Source organism: Neptunomonas japonica JAMM 1380 (genome assembly GCF_016592555.1).
GTDB lineage: Bacteria > Pseudomonadota > Gammaproteobacteria > Pseudomonadales > Balneatricaceae > Neptunomonas > Neptunomonas japonica_A.
Window position 1 is genome coordinate 3,530,152 of record NZ_AP014546.1, and the last position, 26,274, is coordinate 3,556,425.

Annotated in this window: 24 protein-coding genes and 4 tRNA genes; 20 read left to right on the forward strand and 8 right to left on the reverse strand. The window is 44.4% G+C overall.

The annotated features are described in order from the left end of the window. Positions 1 to 4: 4 nt before the first annotated feature. Together NEJAP_RS16625 and NEJAP_RS16630 are read left to right on the forward strand one after the other, a co-directional pair. The gene (locus NEJAP_RS16625) at positions 5 to 1,174 is read left to right on the forward strand and encodes a PilT/PilU family type 4a pilus ATPase (RefSeq protein ID WP_201348272.1); all 1,170 of its coding nucleotides are present in this window, start codon (positions 5 to 7) and stop codon (positions 1,172 to 1,174) included. A gap of 72 nt (positions 1,175 to 1,246) precedes the next feature. Next, positions 1,247 to 1,657, forward strand: coding sequence for an SMI1/KNR4 family protein (locus NEJAP_RS16630; RefSeq protein WP_201348273.1), 411 nt, complete (start codon positions 1,247 to 1,249; stop codon positions 1,655 to 1,657). 85 nt (positions 1,658 to 1,742) lie between these two features. On the opposite strand, the gene NEJAP_RS16635 is transcribed toward NEJAP_RS16630, so the two are convergent. Then, a complete protein-coding gene (locus NEJAP_RS16635; protein ID WP_201348274.1) occupies positions 1,743 to 2,633 on the reverse strand; it encodes a hypothetical protein in 891 nt (296 codons plus the stop codon). A gap of 132 nt (positions 2,634 to 2,765) precedes the next feature. Here NEJAP_RS16635 and NEJAP_RS16640 point away from each other — a divergent pair, with 132 nt between their 5' ends. From NEJAP_RS16640 to NEJAP_RS16660, 5 genes are all read left to right on the forward strand, one after another. After that, positions 2,766 to 4,175 carry a sigma-54 interaction domain-containing protein gene (locus tag NEJAP_RS16640; protein ID WP_236590978.1) on the forward strand — a complete coding sequence of 470 codons (1,410 nt, stop codon included), beginning with the start codon at positions 2,766 to 2,768 and terminating at the stop codon, positions 4,173 to 4,175. A 163-nt stretch (positions 4,176 to 4,338) separates the two neighbouring features. Continuing rightward, on the forward strand, positions 4,339 to 5,970 hold the full coding sequence (locus NEJAP_RS16645; protein WP_201348275.1) for an acyl CoA:acetate/3-ketoacid CoA transferase: 1,632 nt from the start codon (positions 4,339 to 4,341) through the stop codon (positions 5,968 to 5,970). A gap of 123 nt (positions 5,971 to 6,093) precedes the next feature. Continuing rightward, a complete protein-coding gene (locus tag NEJAP_RS16650) occupies positions 6,094 to 6,585 on the forward strand; it encodes a SixA phosphatase family protein (RefSeq protein ID WP_201348276.1) in 492 nt (163 codons plus the stop codon). 143 nt (positions 6,586 to 6,728) lie between these two features. Further along, positions 6,729 to 7,685 (forward strand): AEC family transporter, encoded by a 957-nt coding sequence (locus NEJAP_RS16655; protein ID WP_201348277.1) that lies wholly within the window; start codon positions 6,729 to 6,731, stop codon positions 7,683 to 7,685. Positions 7,686 to 7,687: 2 nt separating this feature from the next. Continuing rightward, complete coding sequence (locus NEJAP_RS16660; RefSeq protein WP_201348278.1) at positions 7,688 to 8,311, forward strand: ankyrin repeat domain-containing protein; 624 nt, start codon at positions 7,688 to 7,690, stop codon at positions 8,309 to 8,311. Positions 8,312 to 8,320: 9 nt separating this feature from the next. Here NEJAP_RS16660 and NEJAP_RS16665 read toward each other — a convergent pair whose 3' ends face one another. Beyond that, complete coding sequence (locus NEJAP_RS16665; RefSeq protein ID WP_201348279.1) at positions 8,321 to 9,133, reverse strand: helix-turn-helix domain-containing protein; 813 nt, start codon at positions 9,131 to 9,133, stop codon at positions 8,321 to 8,323. A gap of 159 nt (positions 9,134 to 9,292) precedes the next feature. Here NEJAP_RS16665 and NEJAP_RS16670 point away from each other — a divergent pair, with 159 nt between their 5' ends. Next, complete coding sequence (locus tag NEJAP_RS16670) at positions 9,293 to 10,612, forward strand: lyase family protein (RefSeq protein WP_201348280.1); 1,320 nt, start codon at positions 9,293 to 9,295, stop codon at positions 10,610 to 10,612. A gap of 23 nt (positions 10,613 to 10,635) precedes the next feature. Next, on the forward strand, positions 10,636 to 11,676 hold the full coding sequence (locus NEJAP_RS16675; protein ID WP_201348281.1) for a type I asparaginase: 1,041 nt from the start codon (positions 10,636 to 10,638) through the stop codon (positions 11,674 to 11,676). 25 nt (positions 11,677 to 11,701) lie between these two features. Here NEJAP_RS16675 and NEJAP_RS16680 read toward each other — a convergent pair whose 3' ends face one another. From NEJAP_RS16680 to hemA, 5 genes are read right to left on the reverse strand one after another with little or no spacing between them, the layout of a single operon-like run. Continuing rightward, positions 11,702 to 12,124: a CoA-binding protein gene (locus tag NEJAP_RS16680; protein ID WP_201348282.1), complete on the reverse strand. Its 423-nt coding sequence runs from the start codon at positions 12,122 to 12,124 to the stop codon at positions 11,702 to 11,704. Beyond that, positions 12,121 to 12,882 (reverse strand): HesA/MoeB/ThiF family protein, encoded by a 762-nt coding sequence (locus NEJAP_RS16685; RefSeq protein WP_201348283.1) that lies wholly within the window; start codon positions 12,880 to 12,882, stop codon positions 12,121 to 12,123. The genes NEJAP_RS16680 and NEJAP_RS16685 overlap by 4 nt, the downstream gene beginning before the upstream one ends. Before the next feature lie 54 nt (positions 12,883 to 12,936). Further along, positions 12,937 to 13,785 carry a peptide chain release factor N(5)-glutamine methyltransferase gene (gene prmC, locus NEJAP_RS16690; RefSeq protein WP_201348284.1) on the reverse strand — a complete coding sequence of 283 codons (849 nt, stop codon included), beginning with the start codon at positions 13,783 to 13,785 and terminating at the stop codon, positions 12,937 to 12,939. An 11-nt stretch (positions 13,786 to 13,796) separates the two neighbouring features. Beyond that, entirely contained in the window at positions 13,797 to 14,879 is a 1,083-nt protein-coding gene (gene prfA, locus NEJAP_RS16695) for a peptide chain release factor 1 (protein ID WP_201348285.1), read from the reverse strand. A 3-nt stretch (positions 14,880 to 14,882) separates the two neighbouring features. Next, positions 14,883 to 16,148: a glutamyl-tRNA reductase gene (gene hemA / locus NEJAP_RS16700; protein ID WP_201348286.1), complete on the reverse strand. Its 1,266-nt coding sequence runs from the start codon at positions 16,146 to 16,148 to the stop codon at positions 14,883 to 14,885. A 215-nt stretch (positions 16,149 to 16,363) separates the two neighbouring features. Between hemA and NEJAP_RS16705 the strand changes: the two genes are divergently transcribed. The 11 genes from NEJAP_RS16705 to NEJAP_RS16755 all read left to right on the forward strand — a co-directional run bounded on the left by NEJAP_RS16705 (position 16,364) and on the right by NEJAP_RS16755 (position 24,924). Further along, positions 16,364 to 18,070, forward strand: a complete 1,707-nt coding sequence (locus NEJAP_RS16705; RefSeq protein WP_201348287.1) for a tetratricopeptide repeat protein — start codon at positions 16,364 to 16,366, stop codon at positions 18,068 to 18,070. Beyond that, positions 18,067 to 18,666, forward strand: a complete 600-nt coding sequence (gene lolB, locus NEJAP_RS16710) for a lipoprotein insertase outer membrane protein LolB (protein ID WP_201348288.1) — start codon at positions 18,067 to 18,069, stop codon at positions 18,664 to 18,666. The genes NEJAP_RS16705 and lolB overlap by 4 nt, the downstream gene beginning before the upstream one ends. Before the next feature lie 94 nt (positions 18,667 to 18,760). After that, a tRNA-Gln gene (locus NEJAP_RS16715) sits at positions 18,761 to 18,835 on the forward strand. A 66-nt stretch (positions 18,836 to 18,901) separates the two neighbouring features. Further along, entirely contained in the window at positions 18,902 to 19,843 is a 942-nt protein-coding gene (locus NEJAP_RS16720; RefSeq protein ID WP_028469602.1) for a ribose-phosphate pyrophosphokinase, read from the forward strand. A gap of 125 nt (positions 19,844 to 19,968) precedes the next feature. Beyond that, positions 19,969 to 20,550 (forward strand): 50S ribosomal protein L25/general stress protein Ctc, encoded by a 582-nt coding sequence (locus NEJAP_RS16725; protein ID WP_201348289.1) that lies wholly within the window; start codon positions 19,969 to 19,971, stop codon positions 20,548 to 20,550. Between the two features lie 30 nt (positions 20,551 to 20,580). Further along, a complete protein-coding gene (gene pth / locus NEJAP_RS16730; RefSeq protein WP_201348290.1) occupies positions 20,581 to 21,168 on the forward strand; it encodes an aminoacyl-tRNA hydrolase in 588 nt (195 codons plus the stop codon). Between the two features lie 17 nt (positions 21,169 to 21,185). Further along, the gene (ychF, locus tag NEJAP_RS16735) at positions 21,186 to 22,277 is read left to right on the forward strand and encodes a redox-regulated ATPase YchF (protein ID WP_201348291.1); all 1,092 of its coding nucleotides are present in this window, start codon (positions 21,186 to 21,188) and stop codon (positions 22,275 to 22,277) included. A 147-nt stretch (positions 22,278 to 22,424) separates the two neighbouring features. Continuing rightward, positions 22,425 to 22,501, forward strand: a tRNA-Met gene (locus NEJAP_RS16740). 13 nt (positions 22,502 to 22,514) lie between these two features. After that, positions 22,515 to 22,589, forward strand: a tRNA-Gln gene (locus NEJAP_RS16745). 38 nt (positions 22,590 to 22,627) lie between these two features. Then, positions 22,628 to 22,702: transfer RNA gene (locus tag NEJAP_RS16750), tRNA-Gln, on the forward strand. Between the two features lie 98 nt (positions 22,703 to 22,800). Continuing rightward, positions 22,801 to 24,924, forward strand: a complete 2,124-nt coding sequence (locus tag NEJAP_RS16755) for an EAL domain-containing protein (protein WP_201348292.1) — start codon at positions 22,801 to 22,803, stop codon at positions 24,922 to 24,924. A gap of 86 nt (positions 24,925 to 25,010) precedes the next feature. On the opposite strand, the gene serB is transcribed toward NEJAP_RS16755, so the two are convergent. Then, complete coding sequence (gene serB / locus NEJAP_RS16760) at positions 25,011 to 26,228, reverse strand: phosphoserine phosphatase SerB (protein ID WP_201348293.1); 1,218 nt, start codon at positions 26,226 to 26,228, stop codon at positions 25,011 to 25,013. Positions 26,229 to 26,274: the final 46 nt, after the last annotated feature.

Here is a 26,274-nt window from a genome sequence, read left to right on the forward strand (position 1 = left end):
CTAAATGGATTTTTACGATTGTCTTCGTTTACTCGCGGCTAAAGATGGTTCCGATCTTTATCTCTCAACGGGAGCACCGCCATGCGGAAAATTTCAGGGAGTTCTCAAACCCCTGAGTAAGACGCCCTTTCAGCCCGGAGAGATCGAAAAAATTGCTTTGCAAGTGATGGACCAAGAGCAAAAAACCGCTTTCCAACACGATTTAGAGATGAACCTAGCCATCTCTGTTGAGAAGTCCGGCCGCTTCCGTCTTAATATTTTTAAACAGCGTAATGATGTTGCTATTGTAGCTCGAAATATCAAGACAGATATTCCCCGCATGGAAGACCTAGGTCTTCCAGATGTACTGAAAGATGTCATTATGGCCAAGCGTGGTCTGGTACTATTTGTAGGGGGAACAGGCTCTGGTAAATCAACATCACTCGCAGCTCTTATCGACCACCGTAACAGCAATAGTGGTGGACACATCATCACCATTGAAGATCCCATCGAGTTTGTACATCACCATAAAAAATCGATCGTCAATCAGCGTGAAGTCGGCGTAGATACTCGTAGTTTTCACAACGCCTTGGTCAACACACTGCGTCAAGCTCCCGATGTTATTCTTATCGGAGAGGTGCGCGATAAAGAAACAATGGAACACTGCTTAGCTTTTGCAGAAACAGGTCACCTTGCTATTTCTACACTGCACGCCAATAATGCGAACCAAGCATTTGACCGTATCATTAACTTTTTCCCCGAAGAAAAGCGCCACCAGCTGTTGACTGACCTATCACTGAACGTACGCGCTATTGTTTCACAGCGCCTAGTGCACACAATTGATGGAAAACGAGCAGCAGCCATTGAGATCCTCCTAGGAACTTCAACGATTAAAGAGCTTATCTTTAAAGGCGATATCGATGGCATCAAAGAGATTATGGCAAAGTCCGAAGCCTTGGGTATGCAAACCTTCGACTCAGCTCTTTTCAAGCTCGCCAGAGAAGGAAAAATTAGCGAGGAAGAAGCCATTAAGAATGCTGATTCAGCAAATAACCTGCGCTTAAAATTCAAGTTAAGCGAAGAGGGAAATAGCAGCAGTGCTGGTGGATTAAACTTCAGTTTAGAAGAAGATAAAGCTGAAGAGGACGACGCTGGAGAGGAAATAGACGATCACAAAGGCCAGACAGTGTTCTAATTTATCCTGTAAACTCCACTATCAATTTATTAGTGTTTAACAACACAGGTTTTAGGACTCTTATTACTTAATATGAACGACATCATTGATGAACTTCGTGAGCTAAACGAAGACCGCTTCAACTCTGTACGCCTCCCAACGGAAGATGAATTAGTTGAGTTGGAAGAGGAGATTTTAATCTCTATTCCTGCAGACCTGAAAGAGTTCCTGCTAGAGGCTAGCGATGTCGTAGTTGGCTCACTATCTCCTGTCACTGCAACCGAGCCACACTCACATACGCATTTGCCTGAGCTAACAGCCACAGCATGGTCGTTAGGTTTACCCAGAGAGTTAATTCCATTTTGCGAGGCGAATGGGGGTTATTACTTTATCGAACAGGATGGTTCTATCGGCTTCTGGTCAGCAGAAGACGAGGTAAACGAAGAGCAATGGGACAACCTGTGGGACTGGATTAGTGATGTTTGGATGAGTGACACTGAATAGTTTTCTGTTATAGATCACTCCATAATTAAGGGCTATTGATAGCCCTTTTTTCATACATCAATCTAATTACTGAACTCCCCACCTCCTAATATGCCTCTATACCGTTCTTTAACAATAAGCGCGGCATAACATCATCTAAATTTGCAATATCACTCTCATGCAACTCTAGAAGTGTTAACCCATATTTCGAGTAAGCCTGCAGCTTTTGTTGCTTAATTTTTTGATACCCCGGATCACTCTCATGCTCCCATAGCTCAACATATATCTTACCCGCGGGTATATAAAAAGTACTGTAAACATCTTCTTCAATCGGCAAGCGGCGCTCATAAGCGTGCGCGATATCTGCTAAATACAACCAGTTATCAATCAACACTTCAGCTTTTGAGCGAAGCTGATGACCATCTACCGCTCGAAAATTGGCAGGAAATGTTTTCCTAAAAACGGAGACCTCTTCGCTCGTGGATTCATTGAGCCCCAATGCCTGGCCTAAATCTCCTTTAAGCGCTTTTAACGAGCGCTGAAAAGCAAGATTATGAATAAACGCGAGCGGCCATAACACATAAGGAATAGCGGTTTTTTGGCTCTCTTTTTGCACGCCCCCTAATGCCTTTCCTTGCTCCGTTAACTGCCAACCTTTGTGATACCGATCCACCCAACCTAACTCAGAAAACAACGCGTTAACTTGCCGTGCTGACAATTCAACTTTTTGCCCTATATTAGCTGCGCTATGGAGATCATTTTTATCATAGGCGACCACTACGGCTTCGCCCTCAATTTTTAACTGCGCTGGCCAAACAATATAAGACCCAAACTTATCACTTTGCTTTACCTCTCCCCCCTGCTCTCTGCCACTAGGTGTTAACTCCCAGTTTTTTTCTAAACGCACAATCCATCCAGCACTTTCTAATTGAACAAATAGCGCTTTACTCGACATGGAACGCAATTTTGATAACGCTGTAGTTGATATTTTATCCATGGAGCATGTCCTGAGAAGCAATTAATAAGCAGTGTAGTTTACAGCCAACACTTGTATTTCATGACACATATGAGTACAAATTTATAAGCCTAATGCAAACAAAAATATTTATAGATAACAAGGGATGCAGCATTGATCAAACCAAAAGTTCAGCAACCTGAGCAACACATCTGTCTTGATGAGTTACTGAGCGGACAAACTAGCAAGCAGCACCCCTTTGAGCTACTTTCAAGCCTCTGCGAAGGTGCCATTGCTGTAGATTCATCTTGTCGTATTATCTGGATGAGCCCCAAATATCGACAACTCATTAACATAGCTGAAGATGAAGCACTTATCGGCATGCCTATTGAAGAGCTGCTGCCTAATACACAACTACCCCGTGTATTAAAAAGTGGCAAGCCCACCTTTGTCGACCTCATGCAAATTAACAACCGCTGGTGTGTGGTCACGCGCATGCCATTAAAAGACAACGACGGCACTGTGATGGGTGCTATTAGTTTTATTTTTTATACCGATTTAGAAAGCCTAAGACCATTATTTGACAAGTTTACTCGTCTTAAACGTCAGCTCGAACAACAAAAATTAATTCGCCCTTCTCGCTATGCGCTGGATGATTTAATTGGTCAATCCGCCATTATTCAACAATTAAAAAGGCAAGCTCGCAGAGCCGCATTGCTAGACACTACTGTGCTTCTACTTGGCGAAACGGGGACAGGTAAAGAACTGCTCGCCCAAGGTATTCATCACGCATCCCACCGAAACGGAGGCACATTTGTTGGCATCAATATGGCAGCGCTACCAGAGTCACTCGTTGAGGCCGAGTTGTTTGGAGCCGCTCCCGGAGCCTATACCGGTATTGATAAAGGCGGACGCAAAGGAAAGATACAGCTAGCCAATGGCGGCACTCTGTTTTTGGATGAAATTGCCGAAATGCCTCTTACCATGCAAGCTAAACTTCTTAGGGTCTTGCAAGAGCGAGAAATAGAGGCGTTAGGATCAAACCGCCTAGAGCAAGTCGATGTTCGCATTATTGCTGCGACATCAGGCAACCTTAAACAACTGGTTGATGAAGGTAAGTTTCGTGCTGATCTTTATTATCGATTGAATGTATTACCCATACGTTTAGCACCACTTCGGGAGCGTAAAGAAGATATTCCATTACTGTGTGCCCACATGTTAGAAAATATTCAACAGCAAGCACAGGTTCCCGCACTTGCACTAACAGACACCGCACAGCAATGGCTACTTGAATATAGCTGGCCTGGCAATGTCCGGGAACTTCACAACCGCTTAGAACGCGGCTGTGTAATGGCAGAAGGTACTGCTATTGAACCCGCAGACTTAGGTGCATTTGATGATCTCCCCCGTGTTGACCTCAACCCTTTACCGACAAACCTTCATGAAACACGGTTAAAGCTAGAACAAGGTGCATTGAAAGAAGCGCTTCAACAAACAGGTGGCAATAAAAGTAGTGCCGCCAAACTATTGGGCATTTCTAGAGCCACTTTATATGAGCGCTTAAAAAAGTGTAAAGGGAAATAGACACACTGCTAAAAACCGGACATTAGTGTCTACATAGCAATACACTGCAGAATAAGCTCCAGCACATAGAAACAACCAAACATATGATTTTATTGATAAAAAAATGACTGGCTCGCCTTTTGCTATAGCCAGTTAACAATAAAAATTATTTACAGGTAATGGTATGCCCAATCGTTTTATTTCAGCTCAAGAAGCCGCGCTACTCATTGCAGATAATGACACTATCGCAACCGCAGGCTTTATCGGTATCGGGTTTGCAGAGACACTCGCAAAAGCTATCGAGAAGCGTTTCTTAGCTACCGGCCACCCTAGCAGTCTTAACCTAGTGTATGCAGCAGGGCAAGGCGATGCCGAAAGCCGAGGACTGAATCGCTTTGGTCATGAAGGCATGCTAAAACGCGTCATTGGAGGGCACTGGGGCTTAGCACCACGCCTTGGCAAACTGGCAATTGAAAATAAAATTGAAGCATACAACTTGCCGCAAGGTGTTATCTGTCATCTATTTCGTGACATTGCAGCAGGGAAACCCGGCACATTAACACACGTGGGATTAAATACGTTTGTCGACCCCCAGCAAGATGGCGGAAAAATCAATAGCAGCACTCATGAAGATCTCGTTGAACGCATAGAAATAGCCGGCTCCCCTTTTCTTTTATACAAGACCTTTCCCATTAATATAGCCTTGCTTCGCGGTACCACTGTTGATGGACATGGCAATATTTCAATGGAGAAAGAAGCGTTGCCATTAGAAGCATTGGCTATCGCTCAAGCAGTTAAAAGCAGCGGCGGTAAAGTTATCGTGCAAGTTGAACGAACCACTGAGCAGCACCAAGTAACACCTGATCGTGTACGTATCCCTGGAATTCTAGTAGACCATGTGGTGCTCTCAGAAGCAGAAGATCATCCGCAAACATTTGCTGAGCAGTACAACCCTGCCTATTGCGGCGAAGTTCGTACCGGCAACCCACTGAAGCCTATTCCTCTATCCGCACGCAAGATCATTGGCCGGCGCGCATTAATGGAGCTACGTAAAGGCTCGGTCGTTAACTTAGGTATTGGCATACCTGAAATCATCTCACACATTGCGGCAGAAGAAGGCAGACTTAAAGAGTTTACATTAACGGTTGAAGCTGGCGGTATTGGCGGATCACCCGCCAGCGGCTTAAGCTTTGGGGCTATTGCCAATGCCGACGCCATTATTGATCAGCCTGCTCAGTTTGATTTTTATGATGGTGGTGGCCTAGATCAAGCCTTCCTTGGACTAGCAGAAGCAGACCCTCAAGGTCATATTAACGTCAGTCGTTTTGGTACGCGACTTGCCGGATGCGGAGGCTTTATCAACATCACGCAAAACACTCGTGATGTTTACTTTCTGGGTACATTTACGTCAGGTCCTCAAGCACTTGAAGTTAACAACAATCAACTAACGATTATTGAAAACGGCCCTATTAAGAAATTTCTCGCCGCCGTAGAACAGATCACCTTTAACGGGCAATATGCCTTAGAAAAACAACAAAATGTTATGTTCATTACCGAAAGAGCAGTTTTTAAACTCACGGAAAAAGGCTTAAAACTGTTAGAAATTGCTCCTGGCGTAAATCTAAAAACTGATATCCTCGACCATATGGGGTTCATACCCCTTATCGATGATGATTATGTGCTGATGGACCCTCGTTTATTTAACGACGGCCCCATGAATTTACAGCATGTAGGCAGTATGCCGATGCCGCATATGCGCTCTGTATGGAAGCGAGTGCTGGAGAGCACCTCACAAGATCATGAGTTTTCACAGTAATCTAGACAGTGATAACTGAGCTTAGAAAAGTTATCACTGATTTTTATACACTCAAATACCTTAAAAGATTCCAACAACCGTGCTATTTTGCGCAAATAGCTGCTTTAAGGCCGGAGTCCTATTATGCGCACGCTCACTCTTATCAGACATGCTAAATCAAGCTGGAAGAATCCAGATCTTGAAGATTTTAACCGCCCTCTTAACAAACGCGGAAAACGTGATTTGCCTGCCATGGCCGAACGCCTAAAAGCGGCAAACCTGACACCCGACAAATGCTTATCGAGCGGCGCTACGCGTGCATACCTGACGGCGAAAGCCACCAGCAAACAACTCACTAACCGACCACTCATTGAGGTTATTCCTGAGTTATACGACTCATGTATGGAGACATTGCTCGATACATTACAGCGTCATTCAGACAAGGATCATCACATTATGCTGTTTGGTCATAACCCCGGCTTACAACGTTTAGGGGAGTATTTGAGTGCCGAACGGATCAACAACCTACCCACCTGTGGTGTTATGCATATTCAACTAGGTATCACCTGCTGGTCCGAACTCACAGAGTCATGCGGCACACTTCTCTGGTTCGATTACCCAAAGCTTCACCAGTAGGCCAACATAACCTACTCAACGAAAATACTTGCGCTGATAAAAAGTTACCTAAGTGAGTAGGCTTTCCTACAACACTGTATTGCATAGCACTTAAATCACGACAGCAGTATCATCGTGCCTTCATTCACTTATAGGAGCTTTACGTGGCGCTTTACCTAGATACATTGGTTTTTACAGCCAACATTGTGGCGCCCATCTTTTTTATCGTATTTATGGGCGTTATATTAAAACGCACATCACTTATTGACGAGGCGTTTGTCAGCACTGGATCTAAACTGGTGTTTATAATTACGCTACCAACCCTCGTTTTTATGAGTATCGCTAGAACTGACTTTCAAGCAGTTTTTAATCCCGCACAACTCAGTTATGTAGCCGCCGGAACATTGATTACATTTATCGCTATCTGGTTGCTAGCGAAACAATGGATCCATAAACCCGAAGACCTTGGTGTTTTTATTCAAGGATCTTTTCGCAGTAACTATGGGATTATAGGGTTAGCGGTAAGCTTCAATTTATTTGGCCAAACAGGTCTGGCCCAAGCGTCATTACTGCTTGCATTGGTCATTCCTCTATATAACGTACTATCGATCATTGTCCTCTCACTGCCCATGAAAAACAGTAACGCTCTATCACTGAGCGGCGTGATCGTAGAGATATTAAAAAACCCCTTAATTATTGCGGTACTACTCGCACTGCCTTTTTCCTATTTCGGCTTCTCGTTACCCGAAGTCGTTGACCGCACTGGCCGTTACTTTGCTAACCTTACATTACCCTTAGCGCTACTCACTATTGGTGCCACATTGAATTTAAAGAGCCTAAAACACACATCATTCCAAGCATTCTGGGCTACGGCAACTAAATTACTTATTCTCCCAGTCGTTCTCACTTTAGGAGCTTGGCAAGCGGGTTTCACAGATCAAGACTTAGTAATAATGTTTGTGCTTTTTGGCTGCCCTACTGCGGCAGCAAGCTTTGTCATGGCAAAAGCCATGGGAGGCAATGCACAGCTGGCCGCTAATATTATTTTAACGACGACTATCGGCTCAGTATTTACGCTAAGCAGCGGCATCTATCTGATGAAAATTTTAGAGGTTATCTAAGCATGCTAACGCTATTCAAAAAACAAAAAATATCCAAGCTATTTAAAGCAATTAAAGCAGGTGATTTAGCCGCCCTTGCTAAACGGCTACAAAACATCGATTCAGCAATACTAAACGACCAAACAGACCAACAGCTTAGTGCTATTGAAACTGCCATTCTTGCACAACAACCCAAAGCTCTTATCATGGTAATTGCTGCCGGAGCTAACATTGAGCAGCTATCATCGACCAATGAGCCTTACTTGTTACTTGCCCTTAAGCAGGTGCAGAGCTTGCCACTCATCAATGCATTGCTACAATCAGGTTCGAGTACTGAGTATAAAGCCCAAGAAGAAAACACACATTTAATAGCCGCCTGTTTTAAGCACTGCTCTGTCACAGAGTTAATGCTTCACCTGAGTCGTTTTATAGAATATGGGATTGACCTTAACCAAGAAGACTCACAAGGGCTCAGCGCGTTGAATTATGCACTAGAGACTCAAAACAAAGAGCTACTTAATTTTTTGATAGCTTCTGGCGTTCAAACACCAGCTCAATGGCCTCAGTCATTACCTGAAGAGCTAAAGCAGCATGTAAAACGCGCCGTTGATGATCTGCGTATCAGACAGATGTTTTTAAGCCCCTAGGAACTCAATTTAAGCGCGCGCTGTAAAGTGCCAATCAGCCTCATTCATCTGATTACGCACCGACACCTTAATAGAGTCGTCTATGGCATCATCATTCAACTCATAGAGGCCACAGAGCCCTAACGCTTTTCGGATATCAACCTGCAAACCTAAATACTCCATCACCACACGGGCACAGCTAGGCTTTCTTACGCCATTGGCAGGCACACCAATCCTTAAACCATTTAAGCGGCTGATACGATTCTTATAACTTGGAATCAAAACCGTTTCGGTAACTTCATTCGTCGCTAACGCTTCATAATCAATCATGAAGATGCGATCAGTTAAAAATAAAGCCATCCCTATATATTTACTATGAAATGCTGCTTCAGTAGGACTTTCTTTTAATCTCTCGGTACGTTGGTAATAATAACCTTCATCGCGTTTTTCAATACAGATCAAATTTCGAAGCACCTTGCCAGGACACGCCATCGACATATAGTACTCAAAATAATACCCCACGTACTTTTCCATCTGTGCCGAACTGGCATGACTCAGGGTTTGCAGATGACTATCTTCGACTCGAGGTGGTCCAGAGGGGGCAATGACTTTCGGACGCACTTGAATAAGGCGCTCGAACTGAGCGACAGGAAGCAGTAATTCATACTCCTCTACACCAAAAAAATCACAGAGCTTTCGCATAGTTTTTGGCGAAGGCTTATAACGACCACTTAGATACCGATTGAACTGTGTACGATTAAGATTCAGACGACGGCACACATCGGCAATAGAGTCGTAATAACTGCAGAGCAATTTTAGATTACTGGACAGGTCCTGATACATATACACAGCCTTTAATTTAGACACTTCAACTATAGTGGTGCTATATGATGCATTTCAAGCAACATTCTGCATCAAAAACTGCATCAATGCCTAATAGATAGATGCAACTTAAGTATGATTGAATGGTAATCACCTACTTAATAAAGAGCTAGTCGCCCAATGAATAACCGAAAAGAACATGATTTATTAGGCGATGAGACACTCCCAGACACTGCTTGGTACGGCATTCAGACATTACGCGCCTTGCGCAATTTCAATACCTCTGGTGTACCTATTCACCAGTTTCAAGATCTCATCAATACATTAACAATGGTGAAACAAGCGTCAGCTGAAGCAAACCACGAACTGGGGTTACTCAGCAGTAAAAAAACCAATGCTATTCGCCAAGCTTGCATACGTATTCGTGAAGGAGAGCTACATAACCAATTCGTTGTTGATTTAATCCAGGGAGGTGCCGGGGTATCAACTAACATGAACGCCAATGAGGTTATTGCTAACTTAGCGCTCTCTATCATGGGTCACGAAAAAGGTGAGTATCAGTACCTTCACCCCAACAATGACGTTAATAAATCACAGACAAACAATGATGCATACGCCACAGCAGCACGATTATCAATTGTATTAAGTACACAGACACTCACACATGCGCTCTCCTCTATTAAAAGCAGCTTTGAGAAGAAGGCAGAAGAGTTCGCTCGAACTCCTCTTGTAAAAGGCACTCACTTACAAGATACCGCTACAAAAATGCTAGGAAGTGAGTTTGCCGACTTTGCAGCCTCCCTGAAAGAAGAGATCGTAAATATACAAAGCGCCTGCACACAACTATGCGCGACAAACCTTAATAGTACATCGCAATATCAAACAAACAGTGTTCATCCTGATTATACGAAATCTACAATAAAACATCTGACACATATATCAGCGCTACCTATCACATCAGATAAAGAATCATCTGATAACCACTCTGATATGGAAGCATTTGTGAAGACGTCTGCTATTCAAAGAAAATTAGCGATAAAGCTCGCCAAAATTTGCAATGCAATATGCATACTATCTAACGATCCACGGACTAATTTTAATGAGATTAACCTCCCCATTACACAAGCAGGTTCCTCGCTTGTTCCAGGTGTTGTTAGCCCTGTTATTCCTGAGGCTGTTAGCCAAACCGCTTTCCAAGTCATTGGGCATGATGTCACCGTGTGCATGGCCGCAGAGGCAGGTTCTCAACAGCTAAACGCCATGGAACCGGTCATTATCTATAACATTCTCAATTCCATGAAAATGCTTAGCTCTGCTATCTACATGCTAAACCATCGCTGTATTCGTGGTATTACCGCCAATAGCCCACCGATCCAACTCAATATACCAGACAGCCGCATGCTCGCAGCATTAATGCCAGATCTTAGCTATGGAACTCATCCCCTAAATCATCTAAGCTCTGCTGCCGCAAATACTAGCCCCATGAAAACGGCTGTATGAACACCCCCAATTGAGGCCGCTACATGAACAAATCCCGCGTTCTAATTATTTATACTGGCGGTACCATTGGTATGTGGCCTTCGGCATCTGGCTACGTACCACAAGGCGGGTTCAATGAACTATTAGAGCAACGCCTCAATAAAGTATCTATCTCGGCTCTTCAGCCTTTTGACATTATCGAACTCGACAAGCTCATTGATAGCTCAAATATAGTGCCTGCCGATTGGGCCACATTAGCAGAGCTGATTACGCTGCATTATGATAAATATGATGGTTTCGTCATTCTTCACGGCACCGACACCATGGCCTACACAGCCTCAGCGTTGTCTTTTATGCTTTGCGGTTTAAGTAAACCCGTCATTTTAACCGGTTCGCAAATTCCTTTAGCTCAACCCAGAACCGATGCCACTAATAATTTACTGAATGCTATTGAGTTCGCCCGCGAACCCAACAACCAAGAAGTCTGCATCTGTTTTGATGGGCAATTATTGAGAGGTAATCGCGCCAAGAAAGTTCATACCTCGTCATTACGCGCTTTTGCATCGCCTAATTATAGTCCTCTAGGACAGTCAGGCATCCAAATTAAATTGTTTGATAACAGTACTAAAAGCATAGAGCAGGCTAAAAACACGCAAAATAATACGTCGCAATTTAAAACGCCAAACTGCGGCACTGAACATATTGCACAACTGCACCTTTACCCAGGCATCAATGATGCTCAGTTGACATCAATACTAGATAACCCTGATATAAAAGGCGTTATTATGCTGAGCTACGGGGCAGGAAACCCCCCTGATAATAATCAATGCTTGATGTCTTTGCTGGAAACAGCCAACAATCGTGGTGTAGTCATCGTTAACCTGACTCTTTGCCACTCAGGACAGGTAATACAAGGGTCTTATGCAACGGGCGCGCGTCTCAATCAACTAGGCGTGATTCCCGGTGCCGATATGACTGTTGAAGCGGCTTATACCAAGCTACTGTTTTTATTAGCGACTGAAACAGATATTGAACATATTAAAGAACTGATGTCATCCCCTCTATGCGGTGAGATGACACTATAGGAGAAACTATAAACCCAACAAAAACTTACGAAATTTTTGATATACCCAAACTTGGTATATCAATCGCAGGACAACGATCCATAATCACATCGAGTCCTGCAGCCTCAGCCCGATCAGCCGCAGGCTGATTAATCACACCAAGCTGCATCCACACAGCTTTTGCACCGATACCAATAGCATCATCTACTACACTCGCTGCCGCCTCGGAATTGCGAAACACATCCACCAAATCCACAGTTTCAGAGATATCCTGCAATGATGCCAAAATAGTTTGGCCATGCAACTGCTGCCCTGCTTTAACAGGATTAACAGGAATAACCTGGTAGCCTTGGTTAAGTAAAAAAGCCATCACCCGGTAACTAGCACGCTCTGGTTTTAGGCTCGCACCAACCAATGCAATGACTCGGCTGCTCTCAAGAACACGTTTTACCTTTTCGATTTCGCTCATGCACTAACCTCCTTATTGGCGCAAACAGGGCAAGCCGGGTCTTGTTTCAATTTAAGGGAACGCCATTCCATATGCTTTGCATCCAACAACAATAATCGACCCGTTAAAGTCGTGCCTATATTAGCCAACACCTTCAGCGCTTCCAAAGCCTGCATAGAGCCAATAATACCGACTAATGGAGAAAGCACGCCAGATTCAGAGCACGTTAGCGTTTCATCATCTCCTTCGGTATATAAACACTGGTAACAAGGGCTTCCTTCTACTCCAGGCTGGTAGACCGCAATTTGGCCTTCCATACGAATAGCTGCGCCCGATACCAACGGCTTTTTATGCTTAACACATGCGTGGTTTACAGCAAAACGTGTTGCAAAGTTATCAGTACAATCCAGCACCAAATCAACTTGAGCAACAAGCGCTTGTAATGCATCGGCACCTAAACGCTCAGCACGCGTTACGATATTAATATCTGGATTAATATCGCGTAGCATCTGTGCGGCGGAATCTACTTTTTTCATACCTATACGGGCTGTCGTATGAACCACTTGACGCTGCAGGTTAGAAAGATCAACCTGATCGTCATCCACTAAGACCAGCTCACCAATGCCCGCAGCAGCCAGATAAAGGGATACAGGGCTACCTAACCCGCCTAAGCCTATTATGAGCACTTTAGAGGCTAGCCAACGCTCCTGACCATCAATATCCACATCAGGTAACATAATTTGGCGACTGTAACGTAGTAACTGATCATCACTTAGCATTATTATTTTCTCCAGCACCTTATTTATCTAACAACCTAATAGCGTGCGTACCGATTAGCCGACTTTCCAACAACCCAGCGTAACACGATCGTTACCCGCATAGTCCTGACAGGTATTTACCTGCTGATAGCCACAATCATTAAATAATTGCCTCACGGCAGCCCCCTGTTGGTAACCATGCTCAAACAGTAGCCATCCATCAGTCACAAGATAGTCAGTGGCAGCACTAATGATATGCTGAATATCCGATAGACCTTCATCATCAGCGATTAACGCACTACGTGGTTCAAAACGCACATCACCTTGGTCAAGATGCTCATCTCTTGAATCTATATACGGTGGGTTACTAACAATCATGTCAAAAAGTCCAGAGAATGGTTCAAGCCAATTGCCTTGAACAAAGCTCACCTGAGCTAGACCTAATCTTTTCTGGTTACGTTGCGCCAACGCAACCGCCGCATCAATGCGGTCACATCCCCATACTTCCCACGTCGGTCGCTCACTTGCCAAAGCGAGAGCAATAGCGCCAGTTCCGGTTCCTAGATCAGCCACTCTAAATGGTCGATCAAGAAACGGGACATTAGCAAAAAGAGAGAGTGCAGTTTCAACCAACACTTCTGTGTCGGCGCGAGGAATAAGGGTATCCGGCGAGACTTCAAGATCTAAAGTCCAAAAAGCCTGGGTACCCAAAATATAGGCAATAGGCTCACCGATGGAGCGGCGCGCCATCAATGTAAGAAACTGCTGCTGCTGGCTAACTAAAAGCGGTTTTTCTGGCCAAGTCATCAAATAGCTAGAGGGCTTATCTAACACATGACATAACAGCAATTCAGTATCTAACTTAGACGAATCACTGACCTCTTCTAATTGTTTAGAGCACAATAGAGCCTCAGCAATATGCATAGTCACTCCTGCTACTCAGACAGCGCCCCTAACAACTCAGCTTGGTATTCATGCATCAGCGGATTAATAACTTCTTCCAGCTTGCCTTCCATGATCTCATCAAGCTTATAAAGCGTTAGGTTAATGCGATGGTCAGTAATTCGGCCCTGAGGATAATTATAAGTCCGAATACGTTCAGAACGATCACCACTACCCACTAAACTCTTACGTGTCGTGGCCTGCTCCGCTTCGTGTTTTTCTTTCTCTGCAGACTGTAAGCGCGACGCCAACAAAGCCATCGCTTTGGCACGGTTCTTATGTTGAGAGCGCTCTTCCTGACACTCAACAACAAGACCACTAGGAATATGAGTAATACGGATAGCGGAGTCTGTTTTATTGACATGCTGTCCACCCGCACCAGAAGCACGATAAGTATCAACACGCAAATCAGCTTTATTAATTTCAACTTGAGCCACTTCATCCAGTTCAGGCATAACGGCCACGGTGCATGCCGAAGTATGGATACGCCCCTGAGATTCAGTTTCGGGCACTCGTTGAACACGATGCGCACCCGATTCAAACTTCATCCGCGAGAAAACATCTTGCCCTACAATACGGGCTATCAGCTCTTTATAACCACCATGCTCGCCTTCATTGGCACTAATAACTTCTATACGCCAACCTTGTGCTTCAGCAAACTTAGAATACATTCTAAAAAGATTACCGGAGAAGATAGCCGCTTCATCACCACCAGTACCTGCTCGCACTTCCAAGAAAACATTACTGCCGTCATTGGGGTCTTTAGGTAGCAAGTGAATCTGGAGTTCATCCTCTAGGGTCGCAATACGTGCTTGCGCATCTGACCATTCTTCTTTGGCCATCTCACGCATATCAGGATCAGTATCTTCCATCATTAGCTGCGCTTCTGCCACATCACTCTCTGCTTGCTGGAATGCACTATAAGCCTGCACCACAGGCTCTAGCTCTGAATATTCTTTAGAGAAATCGCGAAATTTGTTTTGGTTTGAGATAACGTCCGCATCACTTAATAGTGCTGCCAGTTCCTCAAAGCGATCTGCTAGCTTATCCAGCTTGGCTTGAATAGACTCTTTCATGTATTAGTTTTCGTCCGAATCAGATAACTGGAAAAGCGTTTGTGCGGCAGTTACAACATCAGATTGCCCTTCAGCACTCGCTTTTCGTAGCTGAATTGTTGGGTGATGAAGTACTTTATTAGTCAAACGGCGAGCCATCTGAGCGAGTACTTCCTCGGGATCTTTACCTTTTTTCAATTGCTTCAAAGCAACTTCAACTTCTTGGTCACGCAAAGCCTCATAGCGCCCACGTAACTGAGTGACGGTATCGACTGCATCAAGCGACCGCAATTGGCGCATAAACTCATGAGCACCAACATCGATAATAGCCTCAGCCTCTTTCGCAGCACTCTCACGACTACGCTGATTTTCTTCAATCACTTCACGCAAATCATCAACTGTGTATAAATACACATCATCAAGATCAGCGACTTGCGGTTCAATATCTCGCGGCACAGCAATATCAACCATGAAAATAGGTCGATGCTTGCGTTTTTTTAATGCATTTTCGACCGCACCTTTACCTAAAATAGGTAACTGGCTAGCGGTAGATGAAATAATAATATCGGCATCAGCTAAAACGTCAGGAATATCTCCAAGCATCACAGCTTTACCGTTAAAAGCTTCAGCAACACTTAAAGCACGGCTCACCGTACGGTTCGCAACTGTAATATTACTAACGCCTGCGTTTACCAGATGCTGAGCTACTAGCTCTATAGTTTCACCTGCACCAATTAACAGCGCCCTACTGTCTTTAAGATCAGAGAATATATGCTGCGCAAGATTAACGGCCGCATAAGCAACAGATACTGGGTTTTCGCCTATGGCTGTATCAGTGCGGACTTTTTTAGCTACTGAAAAGGTTTGCTGAAACAAACGCCCCAGTTCAGCACCCACTAACCCTTGCTCCTGTGATAAAGAATAGGCTGATTTAAGCTGCCCCAAAATTTGCGGCTCACCTAAAACCAAAGAATCCAATCCACTGGCAACCCGCATCATATGCTTAGCCGCAGACTCATCCCAATGAGTATAAGCACACGCTTCAAGCTCACTCAGCTCAAGGCCATGATACTCACCTAACCACTCCAATACCGCACGCGTTCCCGACAACTCAGTTGAACAATAAAGTTCTGTTCGGTTACAAGTAGAGAGAATGGCAATTTCTTTTAGCTGTGCAAAGCCATGGGCCTGCCGCAAAGCATCCGCCAATTTATCAGGACTGAATGCCACTCGTTCTCTGACGGAGACAGACGCCGTTTTATGATTAATGCCTAAAGCAAGAAGAGACATGGATCGATTAACTACACCAGACTATCAATAAGCGCGCAATGATACACCGATTTAGCCTAAAACATGAAATTCCCCGCGCCTGAAAATGCACTAAATGGAACCTATTTACAGAGTATTACACTAATCAGGATATGCTTTGGCGATGACAAGGCGTATCAAATTCTACTATAGTGACAATAGTCAGTAGTACATCAACCTTGGATCGATTATATATTGTGCTAAAAAAAATACTCTGTTTGTTGATTATCAGTACAGGAATACTGAGCGGGTGCAGCTCAACGCAGCAGCCGAACGAAACAGTAGCGCCAACGCCTGCTTGGGAAAGCACTTATCAGCAAGGTGAGCTAAATGGCGAATCATTATACGACCTTCTGATTGCTGAATTAGCGGGGCATCAACAGCAATACGATGTTTCTCTTGAGAAGTACCTAAAACAAGCAGAATTAACGGGCGACCCCGGCATTATCAGACGTGCCGCTCGCATCGCACAGTTCACTAAAGACGCAAGCTCGCTCGAAAAAGCTGCAAGAATATGGGTCAAATACGAACCTGATAGCCAAGAACCGCAAACATTATTGGTTGGCTTGCTCATTCAACAAGGCAAATTTTCAAAGGCACTGCCTTTCATTGAGGGTGCATTAACGACTAACAGCCACCAAATATTGGCGCTACTCAACAGCCACGCTGCTAAAATGCCACCTAAAGAAGCGCAGGCATATTTGAGCATCATCAACAAACAGACACAACGCACTCCCAAAAATTCAGAGCTATGGCTATCACGTGGAATACTCGAGAGGCGAGTGTCTGACAATAACAACGCGCTATATAGTTTTAATAAAGCCCTTAAGCTAAACCCTAAAAATGAAACTGTCATTATTCAAAAAGCAGACTTACTGAAAGATAGCGGCAAATACTCTCAGGCACTCGATGTGATTGCAGCGGGCCTTAAAAGAGATCCGGAAAACAAGCAGCTCACTATTCTAAAAATCCAAACGCTTTACAAAGGCAACCAGCCCAAAACTGCCGTTAAAGAAAGCAATCAACTTATCTCCAGCTTTCGCACTGATAACCAACTTCATCTATACCTTGCTTTATTAGCATTAGACTTCAACCGCCTTGACGACAGTAAAGCTATATTGCAAACCTTGTACTCACGCACGCGAGATACATCGTTACATTTTTATCTCGGATTAATAGAAGAACAGCTAGACAATCCAGAGCTCGCTATACAGCACTATTTGCAAGTAAACCGTGGTAACAACGTACTGCAAGCATACACACGTACACTTGCACTATTAGCCGGCGACACCAAAGAGCCTCGTGTTACTGACATCATCACCAAAGCGACAGCAAACCATGCTGAATTAGCACCTGATTTGATCAATGTATACGCGGATTGGCTGAGAAGTTTCAAATTTGAAAAGCAAGCAATCACAAGCTTAGATAAAGGAATTTCAACCTACCCCGATCATATCCCTCTACGTTATTCGCGCGCTATGATGCGACCTCCTGAAGAGTTCCCTCAGTCAGAGGCAGATTTTAGATTTATTCTAAATAAAGACCCTAACAACGCCATGGCATTGAACGCTCTCGGTTATACCTTGTCACTCTATACCGAGCGTTATCAAGAAGCTTACCAATTACTTAGCAAAGCTATCAGTTTAAAACCGGATGACCCCGCCGTTATGGATTCAATCGGATGGATATTGTTCAAGCTCAACCGTTACGATGAAGCGCTCACCTATTTAACTAAAGCCTATAAAGTATACCCAGATCCAGAAGTAGGCAGTCACCTTATTGCAGTTCTGGTAGCCCAGAACAAAAATCAGCAAGCTCAAGAACTGTTCACCGAGCTTTCGAGTAAGTTCCCAGAAAACCCTCATATTATGAATACCGAGAAAACACTGAACGGACAGCTATGAAAAATATACTTTTACTGATGACCCTTTCATTAATAATGACAGGCTGTAGCCTTATACCTAAAACTCAAGCCCCAGAACCTAAATCCACTATTAGCTGGGAAGAACACCAGGCAGTTATCAAGCAGATATCTCATTGGAATACGTCAGGAAAAATAGGCATTCGCACCCCTGATGACTCACAATCAGCGTCCCTAACTTGGAATCAAAACCAACAAGCATACAATATTAGCTTAAAGGGCCCACTCGGTCAGGGTGGCGCTACCATTAGCGGCGACCAATACTCTTCAACACTAGAGATTCCTGGTGAGCAGCCATTAGCTGCCGGCTCTCCTGAAGAGCTACTAAGCCTACGTCTTGGCTGGGAAATCCCCGTTAAAGATGCACAATATTGGATCAAAGGCATCCCCTCCCCTAGCAGCACCTACGACCTGACACTGACCGACAATCGTTTGGCAAAACTAACTCAGCAAGGTTGGAATATTGAATACCAGAGTTACGTTGACGGTAACAAAGCCAGCCTTCCTAAAAAGTTAACAATGAGCCGCGAAGAGTTAAAGTTGACACTGATTTTACGGAACTGGCGAATTATTGATTAAAAAGAGCACAATTTTCGTTTTTACTTGACCATTCTGGCTGTTTTTAAGAGAATAGCGCCCTCTTTTTGAGGGGAATTACCTCCAAAGATGATAGTGGGGTATAGCCAAGCGGTAAGGCAGCGGGTTTTGATCCCGTCATGCGCAGGTTCAAATCCTGCTACCCCAGCCAATAATCTATGGTGAGTTCTCACTCAACATGAATTCCAATGAAGAACAGTCCGAAAAGGTGCACACCATGTCTGAAATGATGGTTTTCACTGGCAATGCAAACCCTGAGCTAGCGCTCAAAGTTGTCGATCGTCTCGATATACCGATGGGTAAAGCTCACGTTGCTCGTTTTAGCGATGGTGAAGTCAGTGTCGAAATCCAGGAAAACGTCCGCGGTCGAGATGTTTTTATTATTCAATCCACTTGCGCACCGACCAACGACAACCTCATGGAATTGATTGTCTTGGCTGATGCACTACGTCGCGCATCAGCAGCAAGAATTACAGCTGTAGTACCATATTTTGGTTACGCTCGACAGGATCGTCGTCCGCGTTCAGCTCGTGTAGCTATCACAGCTAAAGTTGTTGCCGATATGATGACAACTATTGGTGTAGACCGCGTTCTTACAGTAGATCTACATGCTGACCAGATTCAGGGATTCTTCTCTGTTCCTGTGGATAACGTTTATGGTTCTCCAGTTCTATTAGATGACATTATTGATCAGCAATACGAAAACCCAATGGTCGTCTCTCCAGACGTTGGTGGTGTAGTGCGTGCTCGCGCCGTTGCTAAGCAACTGGATTGCGATCTTGCTATCATCGATAAACGCCGCGAACGCGCGAACGAATCTCAGGTTATGAACATCATTGGTGATGTAGAAAATCGTACCTGTATTCTTGTTGATGATATGTGCGATACAGCTGGCACCTTGTGCAAAGCTGCACAAGCACTAAAAGAAAACGGTGCCGCTCGTGTTATTGCGTACGCTACTCACGCAGTATTATCAGGCCCAGCTATTAACAACATTACAAATTCAATGCTAGATGAATTGGTGGTTACTGACACGATTCCTCTAACAAAAGATGCACAACAGTGCAGCAAAATTCGTCAACTAACGCTAGCGCCCTTGTTGGCAGAAGCCGTACGACGCGTTTGCAACGAAGAATCTATCAGCGCTATGTTCCGCTAATCGCGAACACTGCCTGTAAGAAAAAAAGCCCGCTACCGGGTACACGAAGTCCTGAAAAGGACTAAATCAATCACTTTAGGGCCTTGGTCGCGCGGTTCTAAAGGTAGTTATTTATAGGTAAAAAAATGTCTAATTTTGTAGTTGAAGCTGTATCTCGTGAAGATCAGGGGAAAGGTGCGAGCCGCCGCCTGCGTCACGAAGGCCTGGTACCAGGTGTTGTATACGGCAGCGAAACACCTGTTTCGATCTCAATGATCAACAAAGATCTGATCAAGCAACTTTCTGATGAAACTTTCTTCTCTTCAATTCTGACTTTGAAAATTGACGGAAAAGAAGAAAAAGTAATCATCAAAGATTTGCAGCGTCACCCAGCTAAATTATTGATCATGCACGCTGATTTTCAGCGCGTTGTTAGCGATCAGAAAATCAAAATTACTGTTCCTCTGCAGTTCGCTAATTTTGAAAAATCTGCTGCTTCTAAGGCTGCTGCTAAATTTGCTGCTGAAAGCAACGTTGTTGAGGTTTTGTGCCTACCTGAAAACTTGCCAGAAGCATTGGTTGTTGACCTAACAAATGTTGAAATTGGTCAAACACTTCATTTGTCAGACATCTCTATGCCTGAAGGTGTTGAGGTTGCTGCATTGCGTCGTGGTGGAGACCATAACCAAGGTATCGGTTACATCTACTCTCCACGTGGTGCTAAGTAATATATTTAGCCATAGGACACCCGCTCTGGCATGAAAGACACGATCCAGCTCATTGTTGGCTTGGGTAACCCAGGCAGCCAATACGCTAAAACCCGTCATAATGCCGGTGCCGAGTTTGTCGAGCAACTTGCTGCTCGACAACTCACTCCCCTACAAGCCGAAAAGAAGTTTTACGGCTTGTATGGGAAAACTACTCTGAACAATCAGACAATACATCTATTGATACCGACCACCTACATGAATCTCAGTGGGCAATCTGTATCGGCGCTTGCCAATTTTTACAAAATTTCTCCAGAAAACATTCTTGTTGCTCACGACGAACTCGACCTACCTCCCGGCATTGCACGCTTTAAAAAAGGCGGCGGCCACGGTGGCCACAATGGTTTAAGAGATATCATCAGCAAACAGGGAAATAACAAAAACTTTTACAGATTACGTCTTGGCATCGGACATCCCGGCCATGCAAACGCTGTGGCTGACTTTGTTTTGAACAAAGCTCCCATCAGCGATCGTGATAGCACTCAAGCTGCGATCGAAGAAGCGATCCACTATCTTCCTGAAGCCACTTGCGGCGAATGGGCGAAAGCCATGAATAAACTCCACAGCTTTAAAGGCTAACGAAAGGTAATAACACTATGGGTTTTAAATGCGGAATCGTTGGCCTGCCTAACGTAGGCAAATCAACACTTTTCAACGCGCTCACGAAAGCAGGCATTGACGCGGCTAACTTTCCTTTCTGCACTATCGAGCCGAACTCTGGCGTTGTTCCAATGCCCGACACTCGCTTAGATAACCTTGCTGCTATCGTCAATCCAGAGCGAATTTTACCAACAACAATGGAGTTTGTTGATATTGCAGGGCTCGTTGCCGGCGCATCAAAAGGTGAAGGGCTCGGCAATAAGTTTCTTGCCAATATCCGCGAAACAGATGCTATTGCACACGTTGTTCGTTGCTTTGATAACGACAATGTCATACATGTTGCCAATAAAATCGACCCTATTGCTGACATTGAAATCATCAATATGGAGCTAGCACTGGCTGACCTAGATTCTGTTGAAAAGCAGCTATTCAAAGTCCAGAAACAAGCTAAAGGCGGCGATAAAGACGCCATCAAAGCTAAAGAGCTACTTGAACGCTTAAAGCCTCATTTAGAAGAAGGCCTATCTGCTCGCGCATTAAGCTTTAGCCCTGAAGAGCTAAAAATCATTTCAACTTTCCACCTACTTAGCATCAAACCTATGATGTATATCGCCAATGTAGATGAAGACGGCTTTGAAGATAACCCACATTTAGATAAAGTTATCGAATTTGCTACCGCCGAAGGTGCTCAGGTTGTTGCTATCTGCAATAAACTGGAAGCAGAAATAGCGGAACTTGATGATGATGAGAAGAGCGAATTTCTGCAAGATTTGGGCATGGACGAGGCAGGGCTAGACCGCCTAATTCGCGCAGGATACGAGCTTTTAGGCCTACAGACCTATTTCACAGCAGGCGTTAAAGAAGTACGCGCCTGGACCGTTTCAATAGGCGCCACAGCACCACAAGGAGCCGGGGTCATACACACAGATTTTGAAAAAGGCTTTATTCGTGCTGAAGTCATTAGTTACGAACACTTCATCGAGTTTAACGGTGAGCAAGGCGCTAAAGATGCTGGAAAGTGGCGCTTAGAAGGAAAAGACTACGTACTGAAGGATGGCGACGTTATTCATTACCGTTTCAACGTATAAACTAGCATTCATCCTAGCCAATAAAAGCCGACTTCACGTCGGCTTTTTCATATAAATCAACGCCATTTCAACTATTTCAATTTTTTTACACATTACGTGTTGACAGGTTTTCAAAAAAATAGAATAATGCGCGCCTCGAATGACTACGGCGATGTAGCTCAGTTGGTTAGAGCAACGCATTCATAATGCGTGGGTCGCAGGTTCAAATCCCGCCATCGCCACCATTCGAAGAGAAATAGGGGTATAGCCAAGCGGTAAGGCAACGGGTTTTGATCCCGTCATGCGCAGGTTCAAATCCTGCTACCCCTACCATTTCTCTCTTGAATCATCTGATTCATACTCTCTACTACAGGGGTATCGCCAAGCGGTAAGGCACTGGATTCTGATTCCAGCATGCGTAGGTTCAAATCCTTCTACCCCTGCCATTTTCTCTTCTCTTTTCCTGACATCACTCTTTAAACCAGCTAAACTTTAATTGATAGTCTATTGCTTTAGATGGATGCTGAATTAAAGGAAGATTGGAATGAAAGAAGCGGTCACCACTTCAGACGCATTATTACAGCGCCTATCTGACCAACGCCGTCAAAGACTACGTAAAAATGTTCAGCTTCTTTTCTTAGGCCTTAGACCCGAAGAAACAGATCCAATTATATCCCTACTGCGTGGTGCACGACTTGCACCTAGAGGCAGGCAACTCAACACCGAAGCAGAGTTTCTAGAAGCCCTTAGTGAACGCTCCTGGGACTTGATTATTTGCACGTCGGAACGCGAAGACTTTGCCATCAAACACGCAATACACCACCTTAAGCGTTTTGACAAAGACATTCCTGTTATACAGCTCGTTTCCCATGCAGATAGCCAACTGTCGCTACAAGGCTTAAAAGCCAATATGCAAGCCGTAGTTCCACTCGAAGAAAAAGAATTACTGTTAATCACCATTAGGCGAGAGCTTGAGCACTTAGAAAACCGGCGACGTATGCGACAAGCTGAAGCGCAATTAAACGAGGCAGAGAAGCGCGGCAAGATGTTGGTAGAACGCTCAACACTCGCGATAGCCTATTTTGATGCTGAGCGCCTACTGCTGGCAAACAATGCCTTTGCTTTGCTATTTGGTTACGACAACCCAGAAAAGCTCGAAGGCAAACCCATCGAGCAATTTGTTGTGCCACAAGACAGCAACGAACTACACGAACAAGTTCGCTACTTTGCAGAAGAAAATCTTAAAGAGCTAATCTTCCAACTCACAGGCCGAAGAGCTGATGATTCCAACTTTAATGCCCATATAGAACTTCAGGAAACACGCATGAACAACAAAGCATGCGTTCAAGTAACCGTTCGTGCAGAAAACCTTCAAAAAAGTAAGAAGTCATTTAGTGAACACGACCCTATCACCGGTCTGTATAACACTGACTTTTTCCAACGCCGCCTTGATGAAACCATTCAAGCCGCATTACCAGGCGGGCATGACTGCCATCTCTTTTATATCAACATTAACAACTACAAAAACATTCGTGCTGACTACGGCAGCGACTGCTGCGATCATATCGCCCGAGACCTTGCCGACCTACTCAAAGCACAGATAAACCCCGTACACACAAAAGGCAGGCTCTCAGATGCTAGTTTTAGTATTATCTTCCAAGACCCCAACCCTGATAAAGCCGCCGTCGCCGCTGAAAAGTTATGCGCAGCTATCACACAGCACAGGTCACACATTAATAACGCAGAAGTGGCGATTACCTGCGCAATAGGCGTCACCACGATCACAGACACATCGCCGAACACAACCGAACTAATTGAACGCGCACAGTCTGCCGCCAAAAGCATCAGCTCAAATAATGAGAATGGGGTGATGTTCTACATACCAGATACAAACCCGTCCGAACAAGATGCAAGCAAGGCAATCAACGCCCTAAAAAATGCTATTGAGAAACAGCAATTCAAACTTCTTTATCAACCCATAGTGCCACTCTCTTACAACAGTCAATTAAGCCACTATGAAGCCCTACTCAGACTACTTGATAATAACAACAACGAAATATCACCTTCACTGTTTTTAGAAACAGTAGAAATAGCGGAATTAAGCACTACGATGGACCGCTGGGTTATTCAAGAATGCATTCGTCATTTACGTGAAGAGCTCGACAGCGGCAATAAGCACCGTTTATTTATCAGCGTAACTAAACGCACCTGGGGAGATCCAGATATCCTCCTGTGGCTCTCAGAACAGCTCAGAGAGTTTAGAATCCCCGCCGACCTTCTAGTATTCCAAATTAGCGAAAGCGACTGCTCCAGCCATTTAGCGAGCGCACAAGCATTTGTTGAGGGCTTAAAGAAACTTCACTGCCTAATATGCATAAAACACTTTGGCTGCTCTAGCAGCGCCAACCAAGTTCTTCGTCAAATAAATGCCGAGTACGTTAAAATTGATGGCTCTTTTGTACAAGAACTCGCATCAGCACCCGCATTAGATGATACGTTTGAAGAGATGATTGAGGCCTTAAAATCTCAGGGGAAAATAACCATCGCACCACTGATAGAAGACCCTAAAGTCATGAGCCGCTTATGGAAATCAGGTGTTGGACTTATTCAGGGTTACTACTTACAACCACCCAGAGAAAAAATGGACTATGATTTTTTTGAGGGCTAATAAAAATGCCAGTACTAATAACAGCACTGGCATTTTTCTACTTCAGCCTACAACGAGACTCAGGGCAATTAGCTTAACGAACCATATTACTGCAATGAATCTCGGTCTCTAAACCCTATCAGATATAAAATACCATCAAGCCCCAGCGTAGAAATTGCTTGTTTAGCACTCTGTCGTACCAGCGGTTTGGCTCTAAAAGCAATACCCAGCCCTGCAATTGACAACATAGGTAAATCATTAGCGCCATCGCCAACAGCAATTGTCTGCTCTAAACGCACACCTTCACGCTCAGCAATCTCTCTTAACAGCTCAGCCTTACGATTACCGTTAACAATTTCACCGACCACATCTCCCGTGACAATCCCGTCTTTAATGTCCAGCTTGTTAGCATACACATAATCAAAACCAAGCTGTTGCTGCAGCTTCTCAGCAAAATAAGTAAATCCACCTGACAGTATTGCCGTTTTGAAGCCCAACGCTTTCAAGCTTGAAACCAACTCTTCAGCGCCTTCAGTCATCGGCAAACGTTGCGCAACGGACTCAAGCACACTGGCATCTAACCCTTTAAGGAGAGCTACACGACGGCGAAAGCTTTCATTGAAGTCGAGTTCACCACGCATGGCCGCTTCAGTAATCTCAATCACCTGATCACCGACGCCCGCCTCTTTAGCTAACTCATCAATTACTTCAGCTTCAATCAGCGTTGAGTCCATATCGAACACAACCAATCGACGGTTACGACGGAAAATATTATCTTCCTGGAAAGCAATATCGACATCCAAATCACTAGCCGTGCGCAGAAACTCTTCTTGCAGTAGCGACAGATCACTAGACGCACCACGTACAGAGAACTCAACACAAGCTTTCGCTTTCTCTTGTGATTCACCACCCAGCGACAAACGGCCTGATAAACGCGTAATTTTATCAATATTAAGACCGTGCTGAGAGGCAACATCAGTTACCGCAGCAATGTGCGCAGCCGTTATTTTACGCGCGAGTAGCGTAATAATATGGCGTGACTTACCTTGGCCCGCAACCCACTGCTCATATTCTTCTTCACCAACCGGCTGAAAACGAACCTTCATATCCATTTCATGTGCTTTGAATAACAAGTCACGTAAAATAGGCGAAGATTCCGATACCTGCGGAACCTCAATAAGAATACCTAAAGACAAGGTGTTATGAATAACAGCCTGTCCTATATCTAGTATATTGACCTGAAACCCAGCCAAAATAGACGTTATAGTCGAGGTTACGCCCGGCTTATCTTCACCGGATATCGTGAGTAAAATAATCTCTTTCATCAAACTTCCAATCTAACTAAACAATATTACTGTAAAGAGTGTTACT

Excerpts from the sequence above, each read along its gene's own strand:
- NEJAP_RS16630 (WP_201348273.1), top strand. The coding sequence starts at position 1,247 with ATGAACGACATCATTGATGAACTTCGTGAGCTAAACGAAGACCGCTTC.
- NEJAP_RS16670 (WP_201348280.1), top strand. The coding sequence starts at position 9,293 with ATGAATAACCGAAAAGAACATGATTTATTAGGCGATGAGACACTCCCA.
- NEJAP_RS16725 (WP_201348289.1), top strand. The coding sequence starts at position 19,969 with ATGTCTAATTTTGTAGTTGAAGCTGTATCTCGTGAAGATCAGGGGAAA.
- ychF (WP_201348291.1), top strand. The coding sequence starts at position 21,186 with ATGGGTTTTAAATGCGGAATCGTTGGCCTGCCTAACGTAGGCAAATCA.
- prfA (WP_201348285.1), bottom strand. The coding sequence starts at position 14,879 with ATGAAAGAGTCTATTCAAGCCAAGCTGGATAAGCTAGCAGATCGCTTT.
- NEJAP_RS16645 (WP_201348275.1), top strand. The coding sequence starts at position 4,339 with ATGCCCAATCGTTTTATTTCAGCTCAAGAAGCCGCGCTACTCATTGCA.
- NEJAP_RS16665 (WP_201348279.1), bottom strand. The coding sequence starts at position 9,133 with ATGTATCAGGACCTGTCCAGTAATCTAAAATTGCTCTGCAGTTATTAC.
- NEJAP_RS16755 (WP_201348292.1), top strand. The coding sequence starts at position 22,801 with ATGAAAGAAGCGGTCACCACTTCAGACGCATTATTACAGCGCCTATCT.
- NEJAP_RS16635 (WP_201348274.1), bottom strand. The coding sequence starts at position 2,633 with ATGGATAAAATATCAACTACAGCGTTATCAAAATTGCGTTCCATGTCG.
- NEJAP_RS16675 (WP_201348281.1), top strand. The coding sequence starts at position 10,636 with ATGAACAAATCCCGCGTTCTAATTATTTATACTGGCGGTACCATTGGT.
- NEJAP_RS16660 (WP_201348278.1), top strand. The coding sequence starts at position 7,688 with ATGCTAACGCTATTCAAAAAACAAAAAATATCCAAGCTATTTAAAGCA.
- NEJAP_RS16720 (WP_028469602.1), top strand. The coding sequence starts at position 18,902 with ATGTCTGAAATGATGGTTTTCACTGGCAATGCAAACCCTGAGCTAGCG.
- NEJAP_RS16680 (WP_201348282.1), bottom strand. The coding sequence starts at position 12,124 with ATGAGCGAAATCGAAAAGGTAAAACGTGTTCTTGAGAGCAGCCGAGTC.
- serB (WP_201348293.1), bottom strand. The coding sequence starts at position 26,228 with ATGAAAGAGATTATTTTACTCACGATATCCGGTGAAGATAAGCCGGGC.
- NEJAP_RS16625 (WP_201348272.1), top strand. The coding sequence starts at position 5 with ATGGATTTTTACGATTGTCTTCGTTTACTCGCGGCTAAAGATGGTTCC.
- NEJAP_RS16685 (WP_201348283.1), bottom strand. The coding sequence starts at position 12,882 with ATGCTAAGTGATGATCAGTTACTACGTTACAGTCGCCAAATTATGTTA.
- pth (WP_201348290.1), top strand. The coding sequence starts at position 20,581 with ATGAAAGACACGATCCAGCTCATTGTTGGCTTGGGTAACCCAGGCAGC.
- hemA (WP_201348286.1), bottom strand. The coding sequence starts at position 16,148 with ATGTCTCTTCTTGCTTTAGGCATTAATCATAAAACGGCGTCTGTCTCC.
- NEJAP_RS16650 (WP_201348276.1), top strand. The coding sequence starts at position 6,094 with ATGCGCACGCTCACTCTTATCAGACATGCTAAATCAAGCTGGAAGAAT.
- prmC (WP_201348284.1), bottom strand. The coding sequence starts at position 13,785 with ATGCATATTGCTGAGGCTCTATTGTGCTCTAAACAATTAGAAGAGGTC.
- lolB (WP_201348288.1), top strand. The coding sequence starts at position 18,067 with ATGAAAAATATACTTTTACTGATGACCCTTTCATTAATAATGACAGGC.